Consider the following 15,868-nt stretch of genomic DNA (forward strand, 5'->3'; position numbering starts at 1 on the left):
CCCTTAGATGAAGCGGATACCGCGCGTCTCGTAGATCGAGTTGCCGACCGCTTCCGGATTCAGCGCCATCAGGTGCGCCGCATTCAAAAGTGCCATCAGCGGGTCGATTTTGGCCGTCCCGCTGGCTTGTTTCGTAATCAGGATGGAGTTTGCTCGCGGCTCAATTCGGGCGTTGCTTACGCACCAGGCCATCAGTGGCCGGCCGCCATGGTCAAAAGTGCCCTCGGCGAGCTTGCGCTCCACCGTCTTGATCGTGCCGCCCAGGCGCCAGCCCTGTGAGACGCCGACGAGCATCGATTCCGTGACCCCGGCCAAGGCCAGCGCTTCCTCGAAATTGACGCCGCTGGGGTCGGCGCCCACCGCGTTCTTCTCCGGCAGCAGGCCCGTTTCCACGATACGCTCGGCGATCGCACCCAGCTCTTCGACGTCCTCGCCAATCTGGCGTACCAGAACCAGGTCGCCATCACGCTCAAAGTCGCGCAGTCGCGGCGCGATTTCCATTCGCCGCTGCAGCACCGACGGATGCGCCCAGGCCTGGCCCCAATGCAGCCATCGTCCGGTTTCCCGCTCGCGCCCAATCACCGCCAGCCCCAACAGGTCATCCAGGCCGCCGCCGTCAATGCCGATCGTCACGACTTCCGACCGCTCCAGCAGCGCATCCAGCGTTAGCGCGCGGTCGCCCTGGGCCTCCCAATGGTCCGCGCCAGCCCACCGGTCGGAGCGCAGGTTTAGCCCTATCTCGACGTTCAGGTGTTTCGCCAGGAACTGCTGGAAGGACCCGTCCTGCTTCGCCTGGTTCTTGCGCAACTGATCTTCTAGCCATTCCCGGCTGACAGACCGCCCCAGGTTCGGATTGGTGATGTGGAAGTTCGCCGGGTCCAGGTACGCCTTGGACGCCACCATGTCTTCGGGGAACTCGTACAGCACGCCTAGGGACTTCGGATCGACGATCTTGCCGTCCCGAACGTCCCGGTAATAGTCCAACTTCTCCTTGAAAACGCCCGCCGGCGGATCGTCGCTCTGCGTGGACAGGTAGATCACCCATCCCTCGTTGCGCGACACCTGGCCGCCTGTGGCCTCCATAAACATCGCCGCGGCGTTCGCGCGCTTGCCGAATACCCAATGCTCGTCGACCAGGATCCGACCGGACTTCTTGCCCGACACCGTATCCGTATCGGCCGCCACGACCTTCAACGACGCCCGCGTCACCCGATGCGTGATTGTCCGGTAGAGATCCTGGACGTGGAATATCTGGCTCAATTCTCGGTCCGCGCGCACCATGCCCGCTGCCGGCCTGAAACTGTTGTCGGCGACTTCCTTGGTAGGCGCCAGGATCAGGTGTTCCTCTTCATGCCGCCAACATATGATGACTGCGGTCAACATGATGCCGGCCGCGATGGTCGATTTCGTGTTTTTCTTGCTGATAAGCAGGAAAAACTCACGGATCAGTTGGTTGCCCGTCTCGGCATCGTAAGCGCCGAAGATGGCCCGCACGAAGTCGAACACCCATTCTTCGCTGCACTCGCCGAAGGTCGGCTTGCCAGGCAGGTCGACCACGCGCAATTGCTTGAAGATCGCCAGCGCAATGTCCGCCTGCTCCGGGAAAATCGGCGGCGGGATGATCGATTGGCCCGCGCGCAGGCGATCCGCCCAGTCTGTGCACGCGGTGGACCACATCATGCTATTTGACCAGCGCTAGCTGGGGCGGCGGCGGCATGGGCTGGAATCGCCCCGTCGTCGCTTCGCGGGCGCCTTCGTCCAACTTTTCCTTCTTTCCGCCCTCGCCCTGCTTTTGGTGCATGTAGGGCAGCAGGGCGCTAGCAGCTTGAATGCGCGTTTTCACGTCCACCAGCGGATTGTTCATTTCGGCCTTCAACAGGTCCATCGGGTCGTCATAGACCGGTGCGTTCCTGCTCACCCCAGGCGGCAGCGGATCTCGGCCGGCCCCCGGAACGTTGTCCGACTCATTCGCCTTCAACCGCGCCAAATGGGCAACCACGTTCGGATGCCGTTCCAGGCGTGAGCCGGCTTGCGAAGCGGTCTTTTCCGGGCAGCCCGCAGCCAGCGCTGCATCCTTTTTGCCGAGCCCGGCAAACCGAGCCTCGGCGTACTGGCGCTGCTGTGTGGTTAAAGACATGGCGGATGGCGACTGTTAATTAACAACCGGACTTAACGCATTCCGTTAAAGGGAGATATTTTTTCTACGTGAGGGAACTGGCGGTTTCCGGACGAGATCGCGCCCAGACTTTCGATGCCCCCCTGGGGTCCGTCACCGCCTGGCCGGCCCGGCTGGCCGCCGCTCGCCGGCCGTCTTCGCCGCGTGGCAGCCCTGCTTCCTGCCCTGCTCGTCCCGCCAGGCACACAGCACCTGGCAGTTGTCATCCGTGTCCGGGCCGCCCTGATCCAGGCGCACCACGTGATCCACCTCGAACCCGACAGCCGACCTGCCATCCAGCGACACCAGCTGACCGCAGCAGGCGCAGTGCGGACTCATCGACCACAGCCGCAGGCGCCGGGCCTGCAACTGGCGCCCTGCCGTGCGCCGTTCGCTGGGTGTGGGGGCAAGCTGTCGATTGCGGTTCACCGTGACCAGCCTGGGCTTCAGCGTCCGTAGCATCGGAACCATCCGTAGCCGGGTCGATGATCCAACCCGTACATGTCCCCCCGCTCGCGGCATGCTTGCCAAGCGCTTCGGTCGTCTTCGGGCTGGGCAGACATAGGCGTGCAGCCTATGCCTTCCACACGGTCGGACAGCACTATCCGACCATCCTCACGCCGGCAGAGGTAGAACTGTTCCATGTCGATGCACCAAAACGAACGCCCCGCCGAGCGGGGCTCAGGCGGGGCGCTAAGTGGCGCTGCCGCGCCGGAGGGGAAAACAGAAAATCGTCTGGTGACAGAAGAATCCAAGCAAAAAGCCCTGAACGGGTCAGCGTCCAGGGCTTCTAAGTTGCGAGCTCCGCAGGAATGTAGCGGATTATGATGGGCTATCGGAAAGTTGCATAATTCAAGTTGTTACTAAGCTGCTGCGCCCTCTCCCGCTTCGCCTCGATCCAGGCCGCAATACGGCGGTCAGCATTGCACAAGCGGTTATGCAGGGTACGCTGTGACACTCCGATCGTTTGAGCAATAGATCGTAGATCACCTTCCCAGAGATATGCCGCCTTCACCACTCGTTTGAGGTCCGCCGGCAGTTGCGCGATGGACATGTCGGTTTCCAGCGCGGCCGCGTCGAACGCCGGGTCCGTATTTCGCAGCCCAGCACGAACATCGGCGGTCTGGTCTACGCGATCACGATCATAGACCGTCGATGCGCCGAACCCACCACTACCCCCAACCACCCACCGCGCCCAGCCTTGCAGGCGCTCATCCACCCATTTGATTCGGTCCATCGCTTATCCGTTTTTCCCAGGCCTGGCATTGGAGTCGTCCATCGGCGTGCCCAATTCGTGTTCCCCTTCCCGGGCATAGAACACCGGCTCTCCGTTCAATCCCCTGCGGATCTGTCGGTCTATCGAGTCCTTTCCAAATGCTTGCCTGAGCGAATCGATAACCGCCGCCGTCTGGGGCATCTTGTCTCGCATCGAAGTTCCCATTGTGGCTATCCTCAATTTAGGTTGGACAACGGTTGGACGCCTGAAAGCCGCGCCATTCCTTGCTCTGTCCAACTGTCCAACCTGTCTATCTAAGTTCAGTTTTGGCCGTTGAAAGGCCCAAGCGAAGGTGCACGTGTCGCGTGCGTGCGCGCCTACGTGTACGAACGAAGTGGTTGGACAGGTTGGACGGTTGGACAAACCCAGTGTTCATGCGGGTCCCCAGGCGTCCAACCTTTCGCCCAACCTTTTCGGGCAGGACGGCGCGCCGTGGCGCGCACAGTTCCCACCCATCCCTGGAAGTGACGTAGGTGAACGGCCCGCAGGCCCAATTGGAGTTCAAATAGGCAGAGGCGCATCCTCTACCCCCTCAACCTGGCTGCCGCCCGGCGGAGCCGATCCCGATGTCGAGCCCGCCGGTCTCACATAGACCCACGGCCGGTATCCTTCAGCCGAACCGCGGCGCTTACCCCAGCCCAGCTTCTTCATGCAGTTGCCGACGCGCGTGGCGGCGCTTCGCTGGCCATCCATGCGATCCGCAGCCATGCGAATGGCGCCGCTGAGTATTTCCGCAGTGCTGAACTCCTTGGTAACCGCCCGCTCAGGCTCGTTGACCCAGCGGATGATGTATTCCATCCAGGGGTCCACGATTTCCCGTCGTTCCTGTTCAGGCACGATCAGGCTCACTTCCTCCGAGCGCGTGGGATAGCACGGCTTACCCTCTTCGACTTCGGCCATGGCCTGGGCGAATAACTGCTCCCTGATGCCCACCACCCTATCCAGGTCGACGCAGGTGCAATACACCGGCCAGAAGCGACGATTGCCGGTGGGATCCTTGAAATACTCGTCATTGTTCGTCGTGCCGACGAAGACGGTCTGCCTGGCACGGCTGATATAGCGCTTCCCGTAGGGTGGCCGATATCGATCCTCGGCCATCGTCATGAACGCCTTAATGCGCGTCGACTCCGCGCGATTGAATGCGTCCAACTCGGCGATCTCGTAGATCCAGACGCCATCGATGGCCATGTAGGCGTCCTTGCTGTTCAGGTCCAGGGGCGCATCGGAGAACCATTCGCCGCCCAGCCTTTTCATGGCCGTGGACTTTCGCAGGCCCTGCAGCCCTTCAAGGATCAATGCGTAGTCGCCCTTCGTACCGGGGCGCAAAATGCGGTTGACCGCCTGGCGCAGCCAGAGCGTTCCAACCAGGCTCGCGTACTCTGTATCCGCGACACCCAAGCAATCGTGTAGCCAAGTCGTGCAGCGATCGACGCCGTCCCATTCGAGCGACTGAAGCCAATCCCTGACCGGATGGTGACGATTCCGATTGGCAACAATCATGACGCCCTCCGCGACCGTACCCGTGCTCCGTATCAATAGCTCACAGGACACGCCCAGCCACATGCTCAGTTCGCGGTCATCGTCCTCGGTCCACTCCCCCGGCCTGCTCGCCCAAGGAGGCTCACGCCGCTTCTCGATGCGGCCCGTGAAGTCGTTGTACGCCAGGAGGCCGCGGAGCAGCGGATGGTCCTCCAGCGCGATCGCCACGTTCTCCTTGCAGTCTTCCCAGCCGCCGCGCGGTTTACGGAGAAGCCGGGAATGCCACTCCCTTGCTGCAGCAGGTTCAGGGGTAGGTGCGCCCGTCTTCGCTGGCGCCGGCGCAAAGTCATCGCCGCCGATCTCACGTAAGCGGCCACGCATCCACCGGTACAGGTCCTCCCCTTCAATGCCTTCCTCCGTCGCATCGTAGACATCCCAACCGTCGGGCAGCACGCCCGGCTCCGGCAGCTCCACACGCCAGACGCGACACCCTCTTTGCTGGACCTGGCGAATGACCGCATCGGCGGCGAGAATCCCCGGCTGCTTTCCAACTGGCAAGAACGGCCTGTCCGCCTCGGGCGCATCGCCCTTTTCTCGCTTGGAGTCACAATCCGGCCAGACGATCACTCGCCTGCCGGTCAAGGGCGCCCAGTTGGCCTTATCAACGGCCTTGCCGCCGCCGGGCCACGAGACGACATCGAACCACTGGCTCAGATGCTCGAACGCACGGTCTGCACATTTCTCTCCCTCGACCACCAGCACCGGGTAATCCAGCCGCATGCGGTGCAAGCCATAAAGCGGCCGAGGTTCCTGGAAATGCATCCAGCGCCATTCGGATATCTGCCGCTCCGGCTCTGTAGCCCACACGCAAGGCAGCACCTCTTTGCCGCCATCTGACGTCCGGAAGCGGTAGATGACCCCCAGGAGCGCGCCATTCTCATCGCGGTATTCCCACTTTGCCTCCGGCCTTCCGCGAACTGAATGTGCGACCGGCGGCGGCGGGCTCCCCAGCGGCACAGGCAGCACCGGGACCCATGGTGTCTTTGCCCCCTTCTCAGGCTTGCGCGCGACAGAAGTTTGTTGCGTGCGTGGGGAAGGTGTCAGCGCGAGCTGTGACCGCAACTCTCGCGCCGCCTGCCCCTGGTCCCCTCCGGTAAAAATGGCGGCGTACAACGAAACCAGATCCCCGCCTCTATCACTATCACCCGCGAAATCCGCCCATTGCCCCGTGGTGAGGTTTACCGAGAACGATGATCCGGGGTCGCCTTTAAGGCTTCCACACCGCCATTCATGGCCCTCACGACGCCCGCCCGGTAGCCATTGTGGAACGAGCATTTCAGCTCGCGATAAAGCCGCGTCCGCGACCGCCGCGAAGTCAATGCGATCGGCCATGCGTCACCTGTAGGGGCAGTTGGCCTATCGCAGCAAGCCGCCGCGCTTCTTTCGTTCTGCCCATGGTCAGATCGCGCTGTGGGTGAAGACGGCCGGCTGGGCCGCGTCCGCGGCTAATGCGGCTGCGGTATATAACCTGACCGGCTTGTGGGCGCCGGTAACTTTGATCCTGTCGACCACGCGTAGATACCCGCCAGCCTCCAAACGGCTGCACGTGTATTTCGCGGCCATTCTGGATAGCATCAGCTGCTGCGCGACCTCGTGAGCAGTTAAGGTCCGGCGGGCCAACAGGCCCAGAACGGCACGCGCGACGGGTCCGAGGGGCCGACCGGCGCCGATTAGCCGTGGCGAAACCTCGTGCGGCCATCGCGAATCCCGCCGCAAATCGGGCCAACGCTCAGTCGCGGAGAGACCGTGCAACATCATTCGGCCATCCCTTGGAGGCGCTGGTTCGTCTCGGCGACGTAAGTCATGACCGCCTGGCCCGCAAGCACAACGCGCCGCAGCTCATCGTGGTCGACCTTGCCATCGGCTAGAGCCGCATGGATCTCCTGACCATAGGCACCACTGGCGACCATGAAGCCGACCAGCTGTTCCAGCACCGACATATCCGATTCGTTGCGCTGACTGTCCGGCGCCTTGACAAGCAGGAAGCCCTCTTCGTGCGCCCAGGCACGCAGCATTCGATGGTCAGCCGCCACGGCCGCGACGCGGCGCGCTTCCTTGAATGTCAGGTGGTGCGTGTCGTTGTTCGGATTAACCTTGTTGCGCAGGACTGCCGGAGAAATCCCCACGCGCGGGCCCAGCGACTCGCTGCCGCCCGGATAGTCATGGACGGTAGCGTAGGCTGCATCGTCGCTGTTCATAGGTTGGGCCTCCGAACGTGTTTATGGTTGAGCTGCGCGGGTACGATGCGACGCAACATGAACGAGAGAACTTTCATTCCCCACGCCGTTCCCGCCGCACGTAGAATCGGAGGCTCCTACACCGTCCTCATCTACGCCGGGGGAACGCTTATGTCCGAGATTAGAATTACTGCGAAGCTTCGCTGCACGAAATGCGGCGGCGATCAATTCGTCCAGCCCCCTGACGCGAAGCCTGAGGACACAATCACCTGCGCCGCGTGCGGCGAGTCGTTCGTCGCCCAGGAATTGAGCGAAGTCGCCGCGCGCGAAGAGGGTAAGAAGCTTGCGATAGAACACGCGCGCGCGGCGTTTCGGGACATATTGAAGTAGCCACGCGAGGTCTTGGATTTGGCGGACCAGTGGCCGGGTGTCTACGACGATGTTCAACTGGGTGCTGGACATCACGCCGCCTCCTGCTGGGCCTCTCGAACCGCATAAACGTCATCCAGTGTGATCCGCGTCCCCATTTGATTCGCGAACGCCACGAGACGGCGAGCCACTTTCGGCGGCATCTCCTGGCCGTGTTCGTACAGGGAGACATTTCCCTGGGTCACACCAAGTGCCTGGGCGAGTGCTTGCTGCGTCAGCCCTAGGCGATTTCTGATCGATCGAATGGCGTTCATACAGCCATTATCAGTCGGACTGCTTATTGAGTCAACAGTCCGACTAATTGCTAATTATCAGTCGTCCTCATATCGTTGCGCCCATGCCAGCCCAGCCCCTGACGCCCGCTCAACTCGCAGACGCCGCGCGCTTGCGCCAGCTCTACGAACAATGGAAGCAAGATCGCCGCGCCGCCGGCGAGGCTGCTTCGCAAGAGGCCGTGGCCGCCCTGCTCGGCTTCAATAGCCAAAGTTCGGTCAGTCAGTATGTGAATGGTCGGATCCCGCTTAACGTAAGCGCGCTGTTGAAATTCGCCGACCTGCTCTCCGTGAAACCGGACGACATAAGCCCCGACCTGGCCAACGAGATCCAGCGACTGGCGGCCGTCCTGCCAAACGCCAAGCAGACGATCGAAATCGACCCCCACGCCGACCCTAACCTCGCCCCAATTCGCCAGGTCGTCTTCAAAATATCTGCCGGCATCGCCGGATTTTCAGTGGAATTCACTGACGAGGACACCGAGGAACCGCTATTCCTACCCCGCGGTTGGCTGGAGCGCCGCGATCTGGATCCTTCCAAGCTCTACGCCACCCGCGTCAACGGTAGCAGCATGGCGCCAGGCATTCGCGATGGCGACGTCATCGTGGTCGACACATCGAACACAAGCCGGGAAAAGGACGCCATTGTGGCCGTTAATCACGAGGGCGAGCTGACCGTGAAGCGGCTGAAATATGAGCACCGTCGCTGGTGGCTCATGTCGGACAACGCCGACCAGAAGCATTACCCGCCAGTGCCATGCGGAGACGGAACGTATCTGCTGGGGCGGGTGGTACACCTGCACCGTGAGATTTGACCGGCGTCTACTATGGCGTTTCCTTGACCCCTCTTCATATAGCAAGGACAATCCGCTGGGCGAGCAGAAAGCCGAGGAACATCATGAAGTCGAGCAAATTCAGGATCACGATGAAAGGCGATGAGGCTGGCGATAGCCTCCGCTTGAGTGACCTCATCGACCAATTGAATGCCCTGAAGCAGACGCTCAACCAGATCGATCTAGCCGTATCCGGCGGTAAATCTCCATCGTTATACTACCGCATCACCAAAATAACGATGAATAGTCCAGCCACGTTTGAGCTGGAGGCTGTTTCCAAATCTGCCGGTCCATCATACGGCCGAAAAGTAGTCTCTCGACTTGATCGTGATCTACGGAAAGTCATTGCCGGCAAGCGCCCGCGAGAGACTGGCCTGGATCTGATGGAATCGTATCGGGCGTTGGCAATGCCATTACGAAAGCACGTCGCCCAAGTCTCCTTGCAATTCGACGATCAGGAGCCGGTAGACCTTCCCAGAAACCTGGATGTAAAGGTGGACGAGATCCTGGGTCCGGACCAGATCGAGGAAGGCTCAGTGGTCGGAAGTCTTGATGTGATTGATGTCCACAATCAAAGGAACTTTTTCAAGGTGTACCCGATTGTCGGGCCACCGAGCATAAAGTGCCAATTCCCCGGCGGCATGTTGTCGGAAGCCATCGCTGGCATCAAGCATTTCGTTCGGATCTCGGGGCAGCTGCATTTCAAGAAGGCAGAGAAGTTTCCGCACTTCATCAAAGTTCGTGCTATCGAAGTGATGCCCGAGGAGTCCGACGCACCACGTCTGGCAAATTTGAGAGGCATTGCGACCGGTGCCTATGGCGGCATGAGCTCTGCTGAATACGTCGATAAGGTCCGAAATGGCGATTGGTAAACCGCGCTTCTATTGGGATACAGCCCCACTCATCGCATGGATTACAGACGAAAAAAGACATGACCCGGCTGAGATGGCAGGATTGGCCGAGGTCGTCGACATGGTGGACAGGGGGAAGGCGATCCTAATGACTTCGGTGCTTTGGCGCGCTGAAGTGCTGGACTCTTCAATATCCGACACGCAGAAGAAGCGTTTGGAGGCCGCTTTTGATGGTCGTGCGATCATTGAACTTGCGATCGACAGTCGTGTGATGGCATTGGCGGGTGAAATCCGAAGCTTCCAGCGGGGAACAAAGAAGAAAGACGTCATGCAGAACGTCCGTGTTCCCGACGCTATCCATCTTGCATCGGCAATTCACTACGATGCGACGGAATTCCATACGTTTGACGGCGCTCGGCCAGGCAAGCAACCGGGCGGTCTTTTCACTCTTGATGGCAACGTCGCAGGACACAGGCTTAAGATTTGTGCCCCCAAGGCTGAACAACTTCAGTTCCAATTCCAGAACGTCAAAGAGGAGATGGCCGACAGAGATGAATAGCCCGCGGCCACTCCGTAACCGGCCTCCTGCTAGGTAGCTTCGTTATTTCAGCACCTGCATCTCGACCAGCGCCGCCCTCACCTCTTCCCGGACGGCCTGACGCAGAGCCTCAACGCCGACCGCTTCCGATGACGCCATAGAGGCCTGTAGCCGAGCCACAATTTCGGCGTTGGCCGACCGCCCATTCTGCGCCGCAATCTCGTTGATCTGATCGCGCATGCCAGGCGGCAGGCGTAGCGTCACCTGGTCCCAAAGCCTGATTCCGTTAGTTCGTGCTCGTGCCATGCGCGGCAGTCTGCCCGCACAGTGATGGATCAAATAGACGCACAGTGATGGTATCGGGCCGCTATTCCGCATACCCACCGTACCATCACAGTGATGTAATCATTCGACGCCGGCCGTAATAAACATTAGGAGGGGCCATGCGTCAATTGATGAGCAAAGAGCAGATGCAAGAGGCGGACGATAGAGCTGTGTGCATCAGTGCCATGGATGGGTGGCCGTACCTGGTGACTATGGAGGTACGCGCTGGACGTCGCTTCACTGCCATCGAGTACGCATCGGTGCTGTATCGCCTCACGGCAGCCCTGGAGCGTCAGCGGCGACGGATCAGCCTTGACAGTCGGCAAGGGCCCTACATACGTTCAGGCATACGCTATTACGTATGGCTCGAGGGGCCGGGCCAGGCCGGCGTACAGATTGACCCGCACGTCATGGCGCCCAAAGACTTGGCCCGTCGCTGGCCAGCCATCATCGATGCGTTAATGCCGCCCAACTAGCGTACAGATAGCCATTGGCCCGGATAGGGTGCGCTCCAACCTGCCCCGCACCTGGCCACCGTGACGTAGGTGGGCCAGAACATCGGCCGACTTGATGTCTCCAATCCGCCGGCCAGTCGCTGCCAGCTTGGCCGCCACGAGGTCGCCGCGAAGGGCGAATTGCAGCACGTCCCCGTCCTTTGCCGGCTTAATCGACACGCCGTCCACCGCCTCCAGGTGGGCCACGATCAGCTCTGTCTGCATTCTTCTTCCTTTCTCGGGTTCGGATGCCCGTATGCGGAAGTATGAATCAGACCAGTCTGATGGGCCAGTAAGCAATCCACCTTAGTTACAAAATAAATTAGTCCGACTGTTGATTTATAAATCAGTCGGACTGATAATTCCTCCAACGCGTCACCCGACGCGAAGGAGAAAGCAGATGGGCTGCGATATCCATCTTTACAAAGAAAAGCATATCGGCGGTCGGTGGGTGACCGCTGATGAATGGGTCCCCGACGACTACGGCGATGGCGACAAGGGCAAGGAGGTGCCCTGGGACAAGCGCTTTACCCGCCGCAACTACGAGCTGTTCGGCTTGCTCTCCAAGGGAGTGCGCAGTGAACACCCGTATTCGTTCGAACCACGCGGGATTCCTTTTAACCCCTGCGAAGAAATCGCCGACCAGGCCGAGAACTGGGGCTCTGACGGTCACAGCCACAGCTACCTGTACCTGCACGAGATGAAGGACATGCTGGCCTTTCTGGAGAGCCAGACCATCCTGGTCAGCGGCATGAAGGACAAGGAAGAACTGGCAAAGCTCCAAGCCACCATCGACGCCGGCAAGCCGGACTGGAACCTTCTATTCCCCTACGCGGGGTGGACGAGCCAGCAGGACTGGGTCGAATTCACGATGGATGTGCCTGCCATGTTTTACGTGGGCGAGGCTCTGAAAGAGATCATCTCCGGCTTTGACGGCGTCGACGGCGACAACCACCGCATCGTCTTCTTCTTCGACAACTAGAAGCCATGTCCGCCGATATCCTCGCCACCCTCCGCTACTGGCTGCCGCGCCTGGCCGTGCTGTTCGTGATCGGCCTGGTCTCGATCGGCTGATAGCGGAAAGGAGAAACCCCATGATCCTCAACCCACACCAGTCCGCCGTCGTGCTGGCCGTGATGACTGCCGGCGGCACGGGCACCCTAACCTTTAAGGGCGCCGATGCCAACCTTGTCTCGTTCAAGGAAAACGGCGCCGTCTTCGTTGCCCAGTTCTGCGACGACGGAGGCCGAGACTCGCAAGAGACGTATGCCACGTTCGAACAGTTCCGTCTGGCCTACACGACGCCAGTGCCCGACCTGGCCCGCGCCGCCGCCCACTACATCCCAATGGCCGCCGAAGCCAAGACGATGGCTCAGCACGTGGCCGACGGCGAGGGACGAAATTAGCCATGGCGACCGCAAAGCTAACTCTCGCCGCCCTCGCCGCTTTTGTGGTCGGCACCGTTGCCGGACAGTGGCAAGGACAACGTGATACGCGCCTTCTGCAGCAAGACGACATACGGCGCGAAAAGCTGATCGCCCGCAACTGCGGGCCGCACTCCACGCTTTGGCGCAACGCAGCCAACGGTCAATACGGTTGCCTGTATGTAAACCGGGACGGCCAGGCGCTTATCGAACCCACGTTCGACGCACCAGTTCTTTCTGCGCGGAGGTGACATGTTCCCGTCCTTCTCCGACCAAACCGGCTCTGCCTTGAGCGACGTTGCGATGTGGTGGTACACGCGCGGAAAGCGACTGCTCTTCGTCGTATCGGGCCGCGGACATCCCTGGATACCGAATGGGATGAGCTTCGCCATCATCGACGATTACGGCAGCCTCGTGACCGTTGCCGGGATATGAACATGGCCGCCCACATCTCCCGCGAATCGCTCCAGATCGCATTGTGGGCCGCTTGCAAAAGCGCGGAATGTGATCTGGAAAAGGCCCTCGCGTGGCCCGCGTTCCGCATTGCATTGCAGAACACCGCCTTGGTGATGGACCAGATCAATCAGCGGCAGGCTGCGCATCGGCCGATATTCGATGCCAAGCGTGCAGCGGCCGGTGACAGCGATTGACTTTGTAGCCCACAAGGAAATCACATGATCTCACTCATTACGCCGTTCAGGACGCAGAATATATGATCGCCGCCCGCAATGATTATCGCCTGATCGGGCTTTGCGGCCGCGCCGAAGCTGGCAAGGACACCTGTGCCGATGTGCTGCAAGCCGCGTACGACTTCCAGCGGATCGCATTCGCCGATGCGTTGCGGGAGGAGATCTCCCATTCGTTCGGCGTGGACCTTCGCGAGCTGCTACGGCGAGACACCAAGGAAATCCGCAATCCCGCTCTTGCCATCGGGCGGTCTGACGACGGCCGATTCATCGCGATCATGGCATCCACGGGTGTCTGCATTTCCTCACCCAGATCGCCACGGGAGATAACGCGCTGGTGGGGCACCGAGTATCGACGGAAACTCGACGGTGAGCATTACTGGGTGCAACGCGCCAGAGACCGGTTGGACAGTGCATTCCGTCGCGGTGCACGCCGTGTCGTCTTCACCGACGTTCGCTTCCAGAACGAAGCGGAGTTCATCCGCACCTATGGCGGCCAAGTGTGGCGGCTTCGGCGCGCATTGGCTGATAGCCGCCCAGCGGACCACGTTAGCGAAAGCGAACTGGCAGCAATCATGCCGGACGTGACGCTGCACAACGATTCAACCCTCGAAACCTTCGCGACCGACGTCCGCAATGCCTACAGCATCGCGGGCCACGTTTACGGCTAGGACCCGCAATGGCAAAGAACTCAATCGAGGCCTATGGCGCCCAGGGTAAGTCGAACGTCCTCATGTTTGAACCCGGCGCGCTTACGATCATCAGTGATCCGGCCCACCCGCTTTACGACGAGCGTATTCATCTGCCTCTGAACGAAGCCATGGTCTTAAACATCATGACGATCGGGGTTCGAGAACCGATCTTAGTTTGGAAGGATCCGGAAACAGGCGACGTCATCGTGGTGGACGGCCGGCAGCGTGTCGCCCATGCGCTGGAGGCCAATCGGCGCCTGATCGCCCGCGGTGAACCGCCTCTACAGGTCCCCGGTGTGCCGCAGCGCGGAGACGTGCAGCGCATGGGCGACATCATGATTTCGATGAACGAGGCGCGCCGTAGCGACCCGCCGATGGTGCGTGCTCGAAAGATGTCATCCTTTATTGACCGCGGCTATACGGACGATCGGCTGGCCGTTATCTTTGCGTGCAGCGTGTCGACGGTCCGCAGCGTCCTGGCGCTCCTCGAGTGCACGAAGCCCGTCCAAGAAGCCGTGGATGCGGGCCGCATCAGCCTGACCCATGCCAAGGCGCTATCCAAGATGGAGCCCCAGGAGCAGCGCTCAAAGGTGGCTGAATTGGTGGCCGCCGCCAATGGCGCCACGCCACACGAGCGCGCCCGGCGCCAGGCCAAAGTGATAAGCGGCGACAGACCCCAACTGCGCAGGAAGAAGGAAATCGCGGCGGCTGCGGCCGAAGCCCACGGAGATGCCTTGCATGCGTTGCGCTGGGTGTTGGGGCTCGAGACCACCGTTCAACCGCAGACCTCAGAGGTACCGACATGAGCAGCCGGCATCGTCAGGCCAGACGGCACAAGGCAGCGCTGAAGCGAATCCCGGTTTGTGGCGCGTTGCGCGACGAGTTTTCCATGGTGCTGCACACGTCGCTGTGGTGCTTGGACCACCGGCCGAGCGCCGACGCATTCAATAACCTGTCCCGAATCTTCAATATCGTTGGGCTCGCGCTGGAAAACGACCATCGTCATGTCCATGAAGCGCGGCTCATCGCGGGTGGTGCATCGACCCTCAACCAGGTTATGGGCAAGATCGACGCTGGCATGAAGCTGGCCCAACACGAGTCCGCAGCCATTCGTGTTGGCATCAATACCATGGACGGGTTACTCGGGCGGTTGAGCGTCACGGACTTGTATCTCGCTATGTGCCGTCTGGATGAGATGGCGGAAGCAGCGACCCAAGAAGACCATGGCGATGCGTGAACACCCCATCCTATTCAGCGCACCCATGGTGCGCGCCATCCTGGCGAGCACGAAGACGCAGACGCGGCGGATCGTGAAGCCGATGAAGGACCGCTATGTCGGCTGTCCGCTGGCGCTTTGCGAATTGGCCGGGGAAATCAACAGCGGCGAGTACTGCAATAGCGTCTACGGCCAGTCTGGCGATCGCTTGTGGGTGCGCGAATCGTTCCGCTTCGCCGCAAGCCTGGACCACCTTTCGCCCAACGACGTGGGCCACAAAGCGCTTGACGCCGGGTACAGCTGGCCCTGGGCACCGACCCAGTTTGAGGCCGACAGCGGCCGCGCTGGATCTTGGCATGGCTTCGATACGCCGCCCACGGACACGACGCCCGGGAAGCTTCGCCCTGGCATTCACATGCCCCGCTGGGCCAGCCGCATCACTCTGGAGATTACCGGCGTGCGCGTGGAGAGGTTGCGGGACATCAACGAAGATGACGCGGGCGCCGAAGGCGTGGCGGAATTCGCCCGCGGCGCGTTGTCGCCGGAAAGCCAGGATGCCGACCCCACCGAGCAATTCCGCTGGTTGTGGGAATCCATCAACGGCGCCGGCAGCTGGGCAGCGAATCCCTGGGTGTGGGTGGTGGAATTCAGGAGGGTCGAAGCATGAGGGGCGATCTACTTCCGAGTGGCAGCTTCGATGCCATGCCAAAGGATGTCGGCCACGTACTTGAGAGCGTCCCGCTCGGAAAGGCCACCATTTATGAGCGGAGTCAGATCTACATTCCGCGATGGGAATCCGCTTCCGTTACTCCCACCAATGAAAACCGTTGCCTCTTGCTTCCCCTCTACCAAATCAACGGATATCTGCTGCCTGCTAGTAAGAGTCACGCGCTTTTCATTCGGTTGGACCATGACTTTCTCCATGTGGTGCGCCGATCGTACTGCTCCCCGGCCATGAGCCG

23 protein-coding genes are annotated in these 15,868 nt (G+C 60.8%); 14 read left to right on the forward strand and 9 right to left on the reverse strand.

Annotated features, from left to right (window positions below):
• Positions 1-3: 3 nt before the first annotated feature.
• The 6 genes from CAL28_RS19900 to CAL28_RS19935 form a co-directional block, all read right to left on the reverse strand.
• Complete coding sequence (locus CAL28_RS19900; RefSeq protein WP_094842966.1) at positions 4-1,680, reverse strand: terminase large subunit; 1,677 nt, start codon at positions 1,678-1,680, stop codon at positions 4-6.
• A 1-nt stretch (position 1,681) separates the two neighbouring features.
• Positions 1,682-2,137 (reverse strand): terminase small subunit, encoded by a 456-nt coding sequence (locus CAL28_RS19905; RefSeq protein ID WP_094842967.1) that lies wholly within the window; start codon positions 2,135-2,137, stop codon positions 1,682-1,684.
• A 132-nt stretch (positions 2,138-2,269) separates the two neighbouring features.
• Positions 2,270-2,617 (reverse strand): HNH endonuclease signature motif containing protein, encoded by a 348-nt coding sequence (locus tag CAL28_RS19910; protein ID WP_094842968.1) that lies wholly within the window; start codon positions 2,615-2,617, stop codon positions 2,270-2,272.
• 370 nt (positions 2,618-2,987) lie between these two features.
• Entirely contained in the window at positions 2,988-3,392 is a 405-nt protein-coding gene (locus CAL28_RS19915) for a hypothetical protein (protein ID WP_094842969.1), read from the reverse strand.
• Positions 3,393-3,932: 540 nt separating this feature from the next.
• Complete coding sequence (locus CAL28_RS19925; protein ID WP_094842971.1) at positions 3,933-6,302, reverse strand: VapE domain-containing protein; 2,370 nt, start codon at positions 6,300-6,302, stop codon at positions 3,933-3,935.
• Positions 6,303-6,724: 422 nt separating this feature from the next.
• Positions 6,725-7,168, reverse strand: a complete 444-nt coding sequence (locus CAL28_RS19935; RefSeq protein ID WP_094842973.1) for a phage regulatory CII family protein — start codon at positions 7,166-7,168, stop codon at positions 6,725-6,727.
• Positions 7,169-7,225: 57 nt separating this feature from the next.
• Between CAL28_RS19935 and CAL28_RS19940 the strand changes: the two genes are divergently transcribed.
• Complete coding sequence (locus CAL28_RS19940) at positions 7,226-7,537, forward strand: hypothetical protein (RefSeq protein WP_094842974.1); 312 nt, start codon at positions 7,226-7,228, stop codon at positions 7,535-7,537.
• Between the two features lie 71 nt (positions 7,538-7,608).
• On the opposite strand, the gene CAL28_RS19945 is transcribed toward CAL28_RS19940, so the two are convergent.
• Positions 7,609-7,830: a helix-turn-helix domain-containing protein gene (locus tag CAL28_RS19945; RefSeq protein ID WP_094842975.1), complete on the reverse strand. Its 222-nt coding sequence runs from the start codon at positions 7,828-7,830 to the stop codon at positions 7,609-7,611.
• Positions 7,831-7,913: 83 nt separating this feature from the next.
• Between CAL28_RS19945 and CAL28_RS19950 the strand changes: the two genes are divergently transcribed.
• From CAL28_RS19950 to CAL28_RS19960, 3 genes are all read left to right on the forward strand, one after another.
• Positions 7,914-8,663, forward strand: a complete 750-nt coding sequence (locus CAL28_RS19950) for an XRE family transcriptional regulator (protein ID WP_094842976.1) — start codon at positions 7,914-7,916, stop codon at positions 8,661-8,663.
• Between the two features lie 83 nt (positions 8,664-8,746).
• Entirely contained in the window at positions 8,747-9,553 is an 807-nt protein-coding gene (locus CAL28_RS19955) for a hypothetical protein (RefSeq protein WP_094842977.1), read from the forward strand.
• Positions 9,540-10,091 (forward strand): type II toxin-antitoxin system VapC family toxin, encoded by a 552-nt coding sequence (locus tag CAL28_RS19960; protein ID WP_094842978.1) that lies wholly within the window; start codon positions 9,540-9,542, stop codon positions 10,089-10,091. Before CAL28_RS19955 ends, CAL28_RS19960 begins: the two co-directional genes overlap by 14 nt.
• A gap of 42 nt (positions 10,092-10,133) precedes the next feature.
• Here CAL28_RS19960 and CAL28_RS19965 read toward each other — a convergent pair whose 3' ends face one another.
• A complete protein-coding gene (locus CAL28_RS19965) occupies positions 10,134-10,448 on the reverse strand; it encodes an Arc family DNA-binding protein (protein ID WP_094842979.1) in 315 nt (104 codons plus the stop codon).
• 65 nt (positions 10,449-10,513) lie between these two features.
• Here CAL28_RS19965 and CAL28_RS19970 point away from each other — a divergent pair, with 65 nt between their 5' ends.
• Positions 10,514-10,870, forward strand: coding sequence for a hypothetical protein (locus CAL28_RS19970; protein WP_094842980.1), 357 nt, complete (start codon positions 10,514-10,516; stop codon positions 10,868-10,870).
• Here the strand turns inward: CAL28_RS19970 and CAL28_RS19975 are convergent.
• On the reverse strand, positions 10,853-11,113 hold the full coding sequence (locus CAL28_RS19975) for a hypothetical protein (RefSeq protein WP_094842981.1): 261 nt from the start codon (positions 11,111-11,113) through the stop codon (positions 10,853-10,855). The genes CAL28_RS19970 and CAL28_RS19975 overlap by 18 nt on opposite strands.
• 175 nt (positions 11,114-11,288) lie before the next feature.
• Here CAL28_RS19975 and CAL28_RS19980 point away from each other — a divergent pair, with 175 nt between their 5' ends.
• The 9 genes from CAL28_RS19980 (at position 11,289) to CAL28_RS20020 (ending at position 15,573) form a co-directional block, all read left to right on the forward strand.
• Positions 11,289-11,870, forward strand: a complete 582-nt coding sequence (locus CAL28_RS19980; RefSeq protein WP_094842982.1) for a hypothetical protein — start codon at positions 11,289-11,291, stop codon at positions 11,868-11,870.
• 112 nt (positions 11,871-11,982) lie between these two features.
• Positions 11,983-12,294 carry a hypothetical protein gene (locus CAL28_RS19985; RefSeq protein WP_094842983.1) on the forward strand — a complete coding sequence of 104 codons (312 nt, stop codon included), beginning with the start codon at positions 11,983-11,985 and terminating at the stop codon, positions 12,292-12,294.
• A gap of 2 nt (positions 12,295-12,296) precedes the next feature.
• The gene (locus CAL28_RS19990; protein WP_094842984.1) at positions 12,297-12,563 is read left to right on the forward strand and encodes a hypothetical protein; all 267 of its coding nucleotides are present in this window, start codon (positions 12,297-12,299) and stop codon (positions 12,561-12,563) included.
• A 1-nt stretch (position 12,564) separates the two neighbouring features.
• The gene (locus CAL28_RS19995) at positions 12,565-12,747 is read left to right on the forward strand and encodes a hypothetical protein (protein WP_094842985.1); all 183 of its coding nucleotides are present in this window, start codon (positions 12,565-12,567) and stop codon (positions 12,745-12,747) included.
• 2 nt (positions 12,748-12,749) lie between these two features.
• Positions 12,750-12,962 (forward strand): hypothetical protein, encoded by a 213-nt coding sequence (locus CAL28_RS20000; RefSeq protein WP_094842986.1) that lies wholly within the window; start codon positions 12,750-12,752, stop codon positions 12,960-12,962.
• 62 nt (positions 12,963-13,024) lie between these two features.
• Positions 13,025-13,669 carry a hypothetical protein gene (locus CAL28_RS20005; RefSeq protein ID WP_094842987.1) on the forward strand — a complete coding sequence of 215 codons (645 nt, stop codon included), beginning with the start codon at positions 13,025-13,027 and terminating at the stop codon, positions 13,667-13,669.
• Between the two features lie 8 nt (positions 13,670-13,677).
• Complete coding sequence (locus CAL28_RS20010) at positions 13,678-14,496, forward strand: ParB/RepB/Spo0J family partition protein (RefSeq protein ID WP_094842988.1); 819 nt, start codon at positions 13,678-13,680, stop codon at positions 14,494-14,496.
• The gene (locus CAL28_RS20015) at positions 14,493-14,927 is read left to right on the forward strand and encodes a hypothetical protein (protein ID WP_094842989.1); all 435 of its coding nucleotides are present in this window, start codon (positions 14,493-14,495) and stop codon (positions 14,925-14,927) included. Before CAL28_RS20010 ends, CAL28_RS20015 begins: the two co-directional genes overlap by 4 nt.
• Positions 14,920-15,573, forward strand: coding sequence for a hypothetical protein (locus CAL28_RS20020; protein WP_094844736.1), 654 nt, complete (start codon positions 14,920-14,922; stop codon positions 15,571-15,573). The genes CAL28_RS20015 and CAL28_RS20020 overlap by 8 nt, the downstream gene beginning before the upstream one ends.
• The last annotated feature ends 295 nt before the right edge of the window (positions 15,574-15,868 follow it).

The sequence above is a fragment of the Bordetella genomosp. 11 genome, assembly GCF_002261215.1.
Taxonomy (GTDB): domain Bacteria; phylum Pseudomonadota; class Gammaproteobacteria; order Burkholderiales; family Burkholderiaceae_B; genus Bordetella_C.

Bases quoted from the DNA above. Each gene is read 5' to 3' on its own strand.
- CAL28_RS19900 (WP_094842966.1), bottom strand. From the start codon at position 1,680: ATGATGTGGTCCACCGCGTGCACAGACTGGGCGGATCGCCTGCGCGCG.
- CAL28_RS19905 (WP_094842967.1), bottom strand. From the start codon at position 2,137: ATGTCTTTAACCACACAGCAGCGCCAGTACGCCGAGGCTCGGTTTGCC.
- CAL28_RS19910 (WP_094842968.1), bottom strand. From the start codon at position 2,617: ATGCTACGGACGCTGAAGCCCAGGCTGGTCACGGTGAACCGCAATCGA.
- CAL28_RS19915 (WP_094842969.1), bottom strand. From the start codon at position 3,392: ATGGACCGAATCAAATGGGTGGATGAGCGCCTGCAAGGCTGGGCGCGG.
- CAL28_RS19925 (WP_094842971.1), bottom strand. From the start codon at position 6,302: ATGGCCGATCGCATTGACTTCGCGGCGGTCGCGGACGCGGCTTTATCG.
- CAL28_RS19935 (WP_094842973.1), bottom strand. From the start codon at position 7,168: ATGAACAGCGACGATGCAGCCTACGCTACCGTCCATGACTATCCGGGC.
- CAL28_RS19940 (WP_094842974.1), top strand. From the start codon at position 7,226: ATGAACGAGAGAACTTTCATTCCCCACGCCGTTCCCGCCGCACGTAGA.
- CAL28_RS19945 (WP_094842975.1), bottom strand. From the start codon at position 7,830: ATGAACGCCATTCGATCGATCAGAAATCGCCTAGGGCTGACGCAGCAA.
- CAL28_RS19950 (WP_094842976.1), top strand. From the start codon at position 7,914: ATGCCAGCCCAGCCCCTGACGCCCGCTCAACTCGCAGACGCCGCGCGC.
- CAL28_RS19955 (WP_094842977.1), top strand. From the start codon at position 8,747: ATGAAGTCGAGCAAATTCAGGATCACGATGAAAGGCGATGAGGCTGGC.
- CAL28_RS19960 (WP_094842978.1), top strand. From the start codon at position 9,540: ATGGCGATTGGTAAACCGCGCTTCTATTGGGATACAGCCCCACTCATC.
- CAL28_RS19965 (WP_094842979.1), bottom strand. From the start codon at position 10,448: ATGCGGAATAGCGGCCCGATACCATCACTGTGCGTCTATTTGATCCAT.
- CAL28_RS19970 (WP_094842980.1), top strand. From the start codon at position 10,514: ATGCGTCAATTGATGAGCAAAGAGCAGATGCAAGAGGCGGACGATAGA.
- CAL28_RS19975 (WP_094842981.1), bottom strand. From the start codon at position 11,113: ATGCAGACAGAGCTGATCGTGGCCCACCTGGAGGCGGTGGACGGCGTG.
- CAL28_RS19980 (WP_094842982.1), top strand. From the start codon at position 11,289: ATGGGCTGCGATATCCATCTTTACAAAGAAAAGCATATCGGCGGTCGG.
- CAL28_RS19985 (WP_094842983.1), top strand. From the start codon at position 11,983: ATGATCCTCAACCCACACCAGTCCGCCGTCGTGCTGGCCGTGATGACT.
- CAL28_RS19990 (WP_094842984.1), top strand. From the start codon at position 12,297: ATGGCGACCGCAAAGCTAACTCTCGCCGCCCTCGCCGCTTTTGTGGTC.
- CAL28_RS19995 (WP_094842985.1), top strand. From the start codon at position 12,565: ATGTTCCCGTCCTTCTCCGACCAAACCGGCTCTGCCTTGAGCGACGTT.
- CAL28_RS20000 (WP_094842986.1), top strand. From the start codon at position 12,750: ATGGCCGCCCACATCTCCCGCGAATCGCTCCAGATCGCATTGTGGGCC.
- CAL28_RS20005 (WP_094842987.1), top strand. From the start codon at position 13,025: ATGATCGCCGCCCGCAATGATTATCGCCTGATCGGGCTTTGCGGCCGC.
- CAL28_RS20010 (WP_094842988.1), top strand. From the start codon at position 13,678: ATGGCAAAGAACTCAATCGAGGCCTATGGCGCCCAGGGTAAGTCGAAC.
- CAL28_RS20015 (WP_094842989.1), top strand. From the start codon at position 14,493: ATGAGCAGCCGGCATCGTCAGGCCAGACGGCACAAGGCAGCGCTGAAG.
- CAL28_RS20020 (WP_094844736.1), top strand. From the start codon at position 14,920: ATGCGTGAACACCCCATCCTATTCAGCGCACCCATGGTGCGCGCCATC.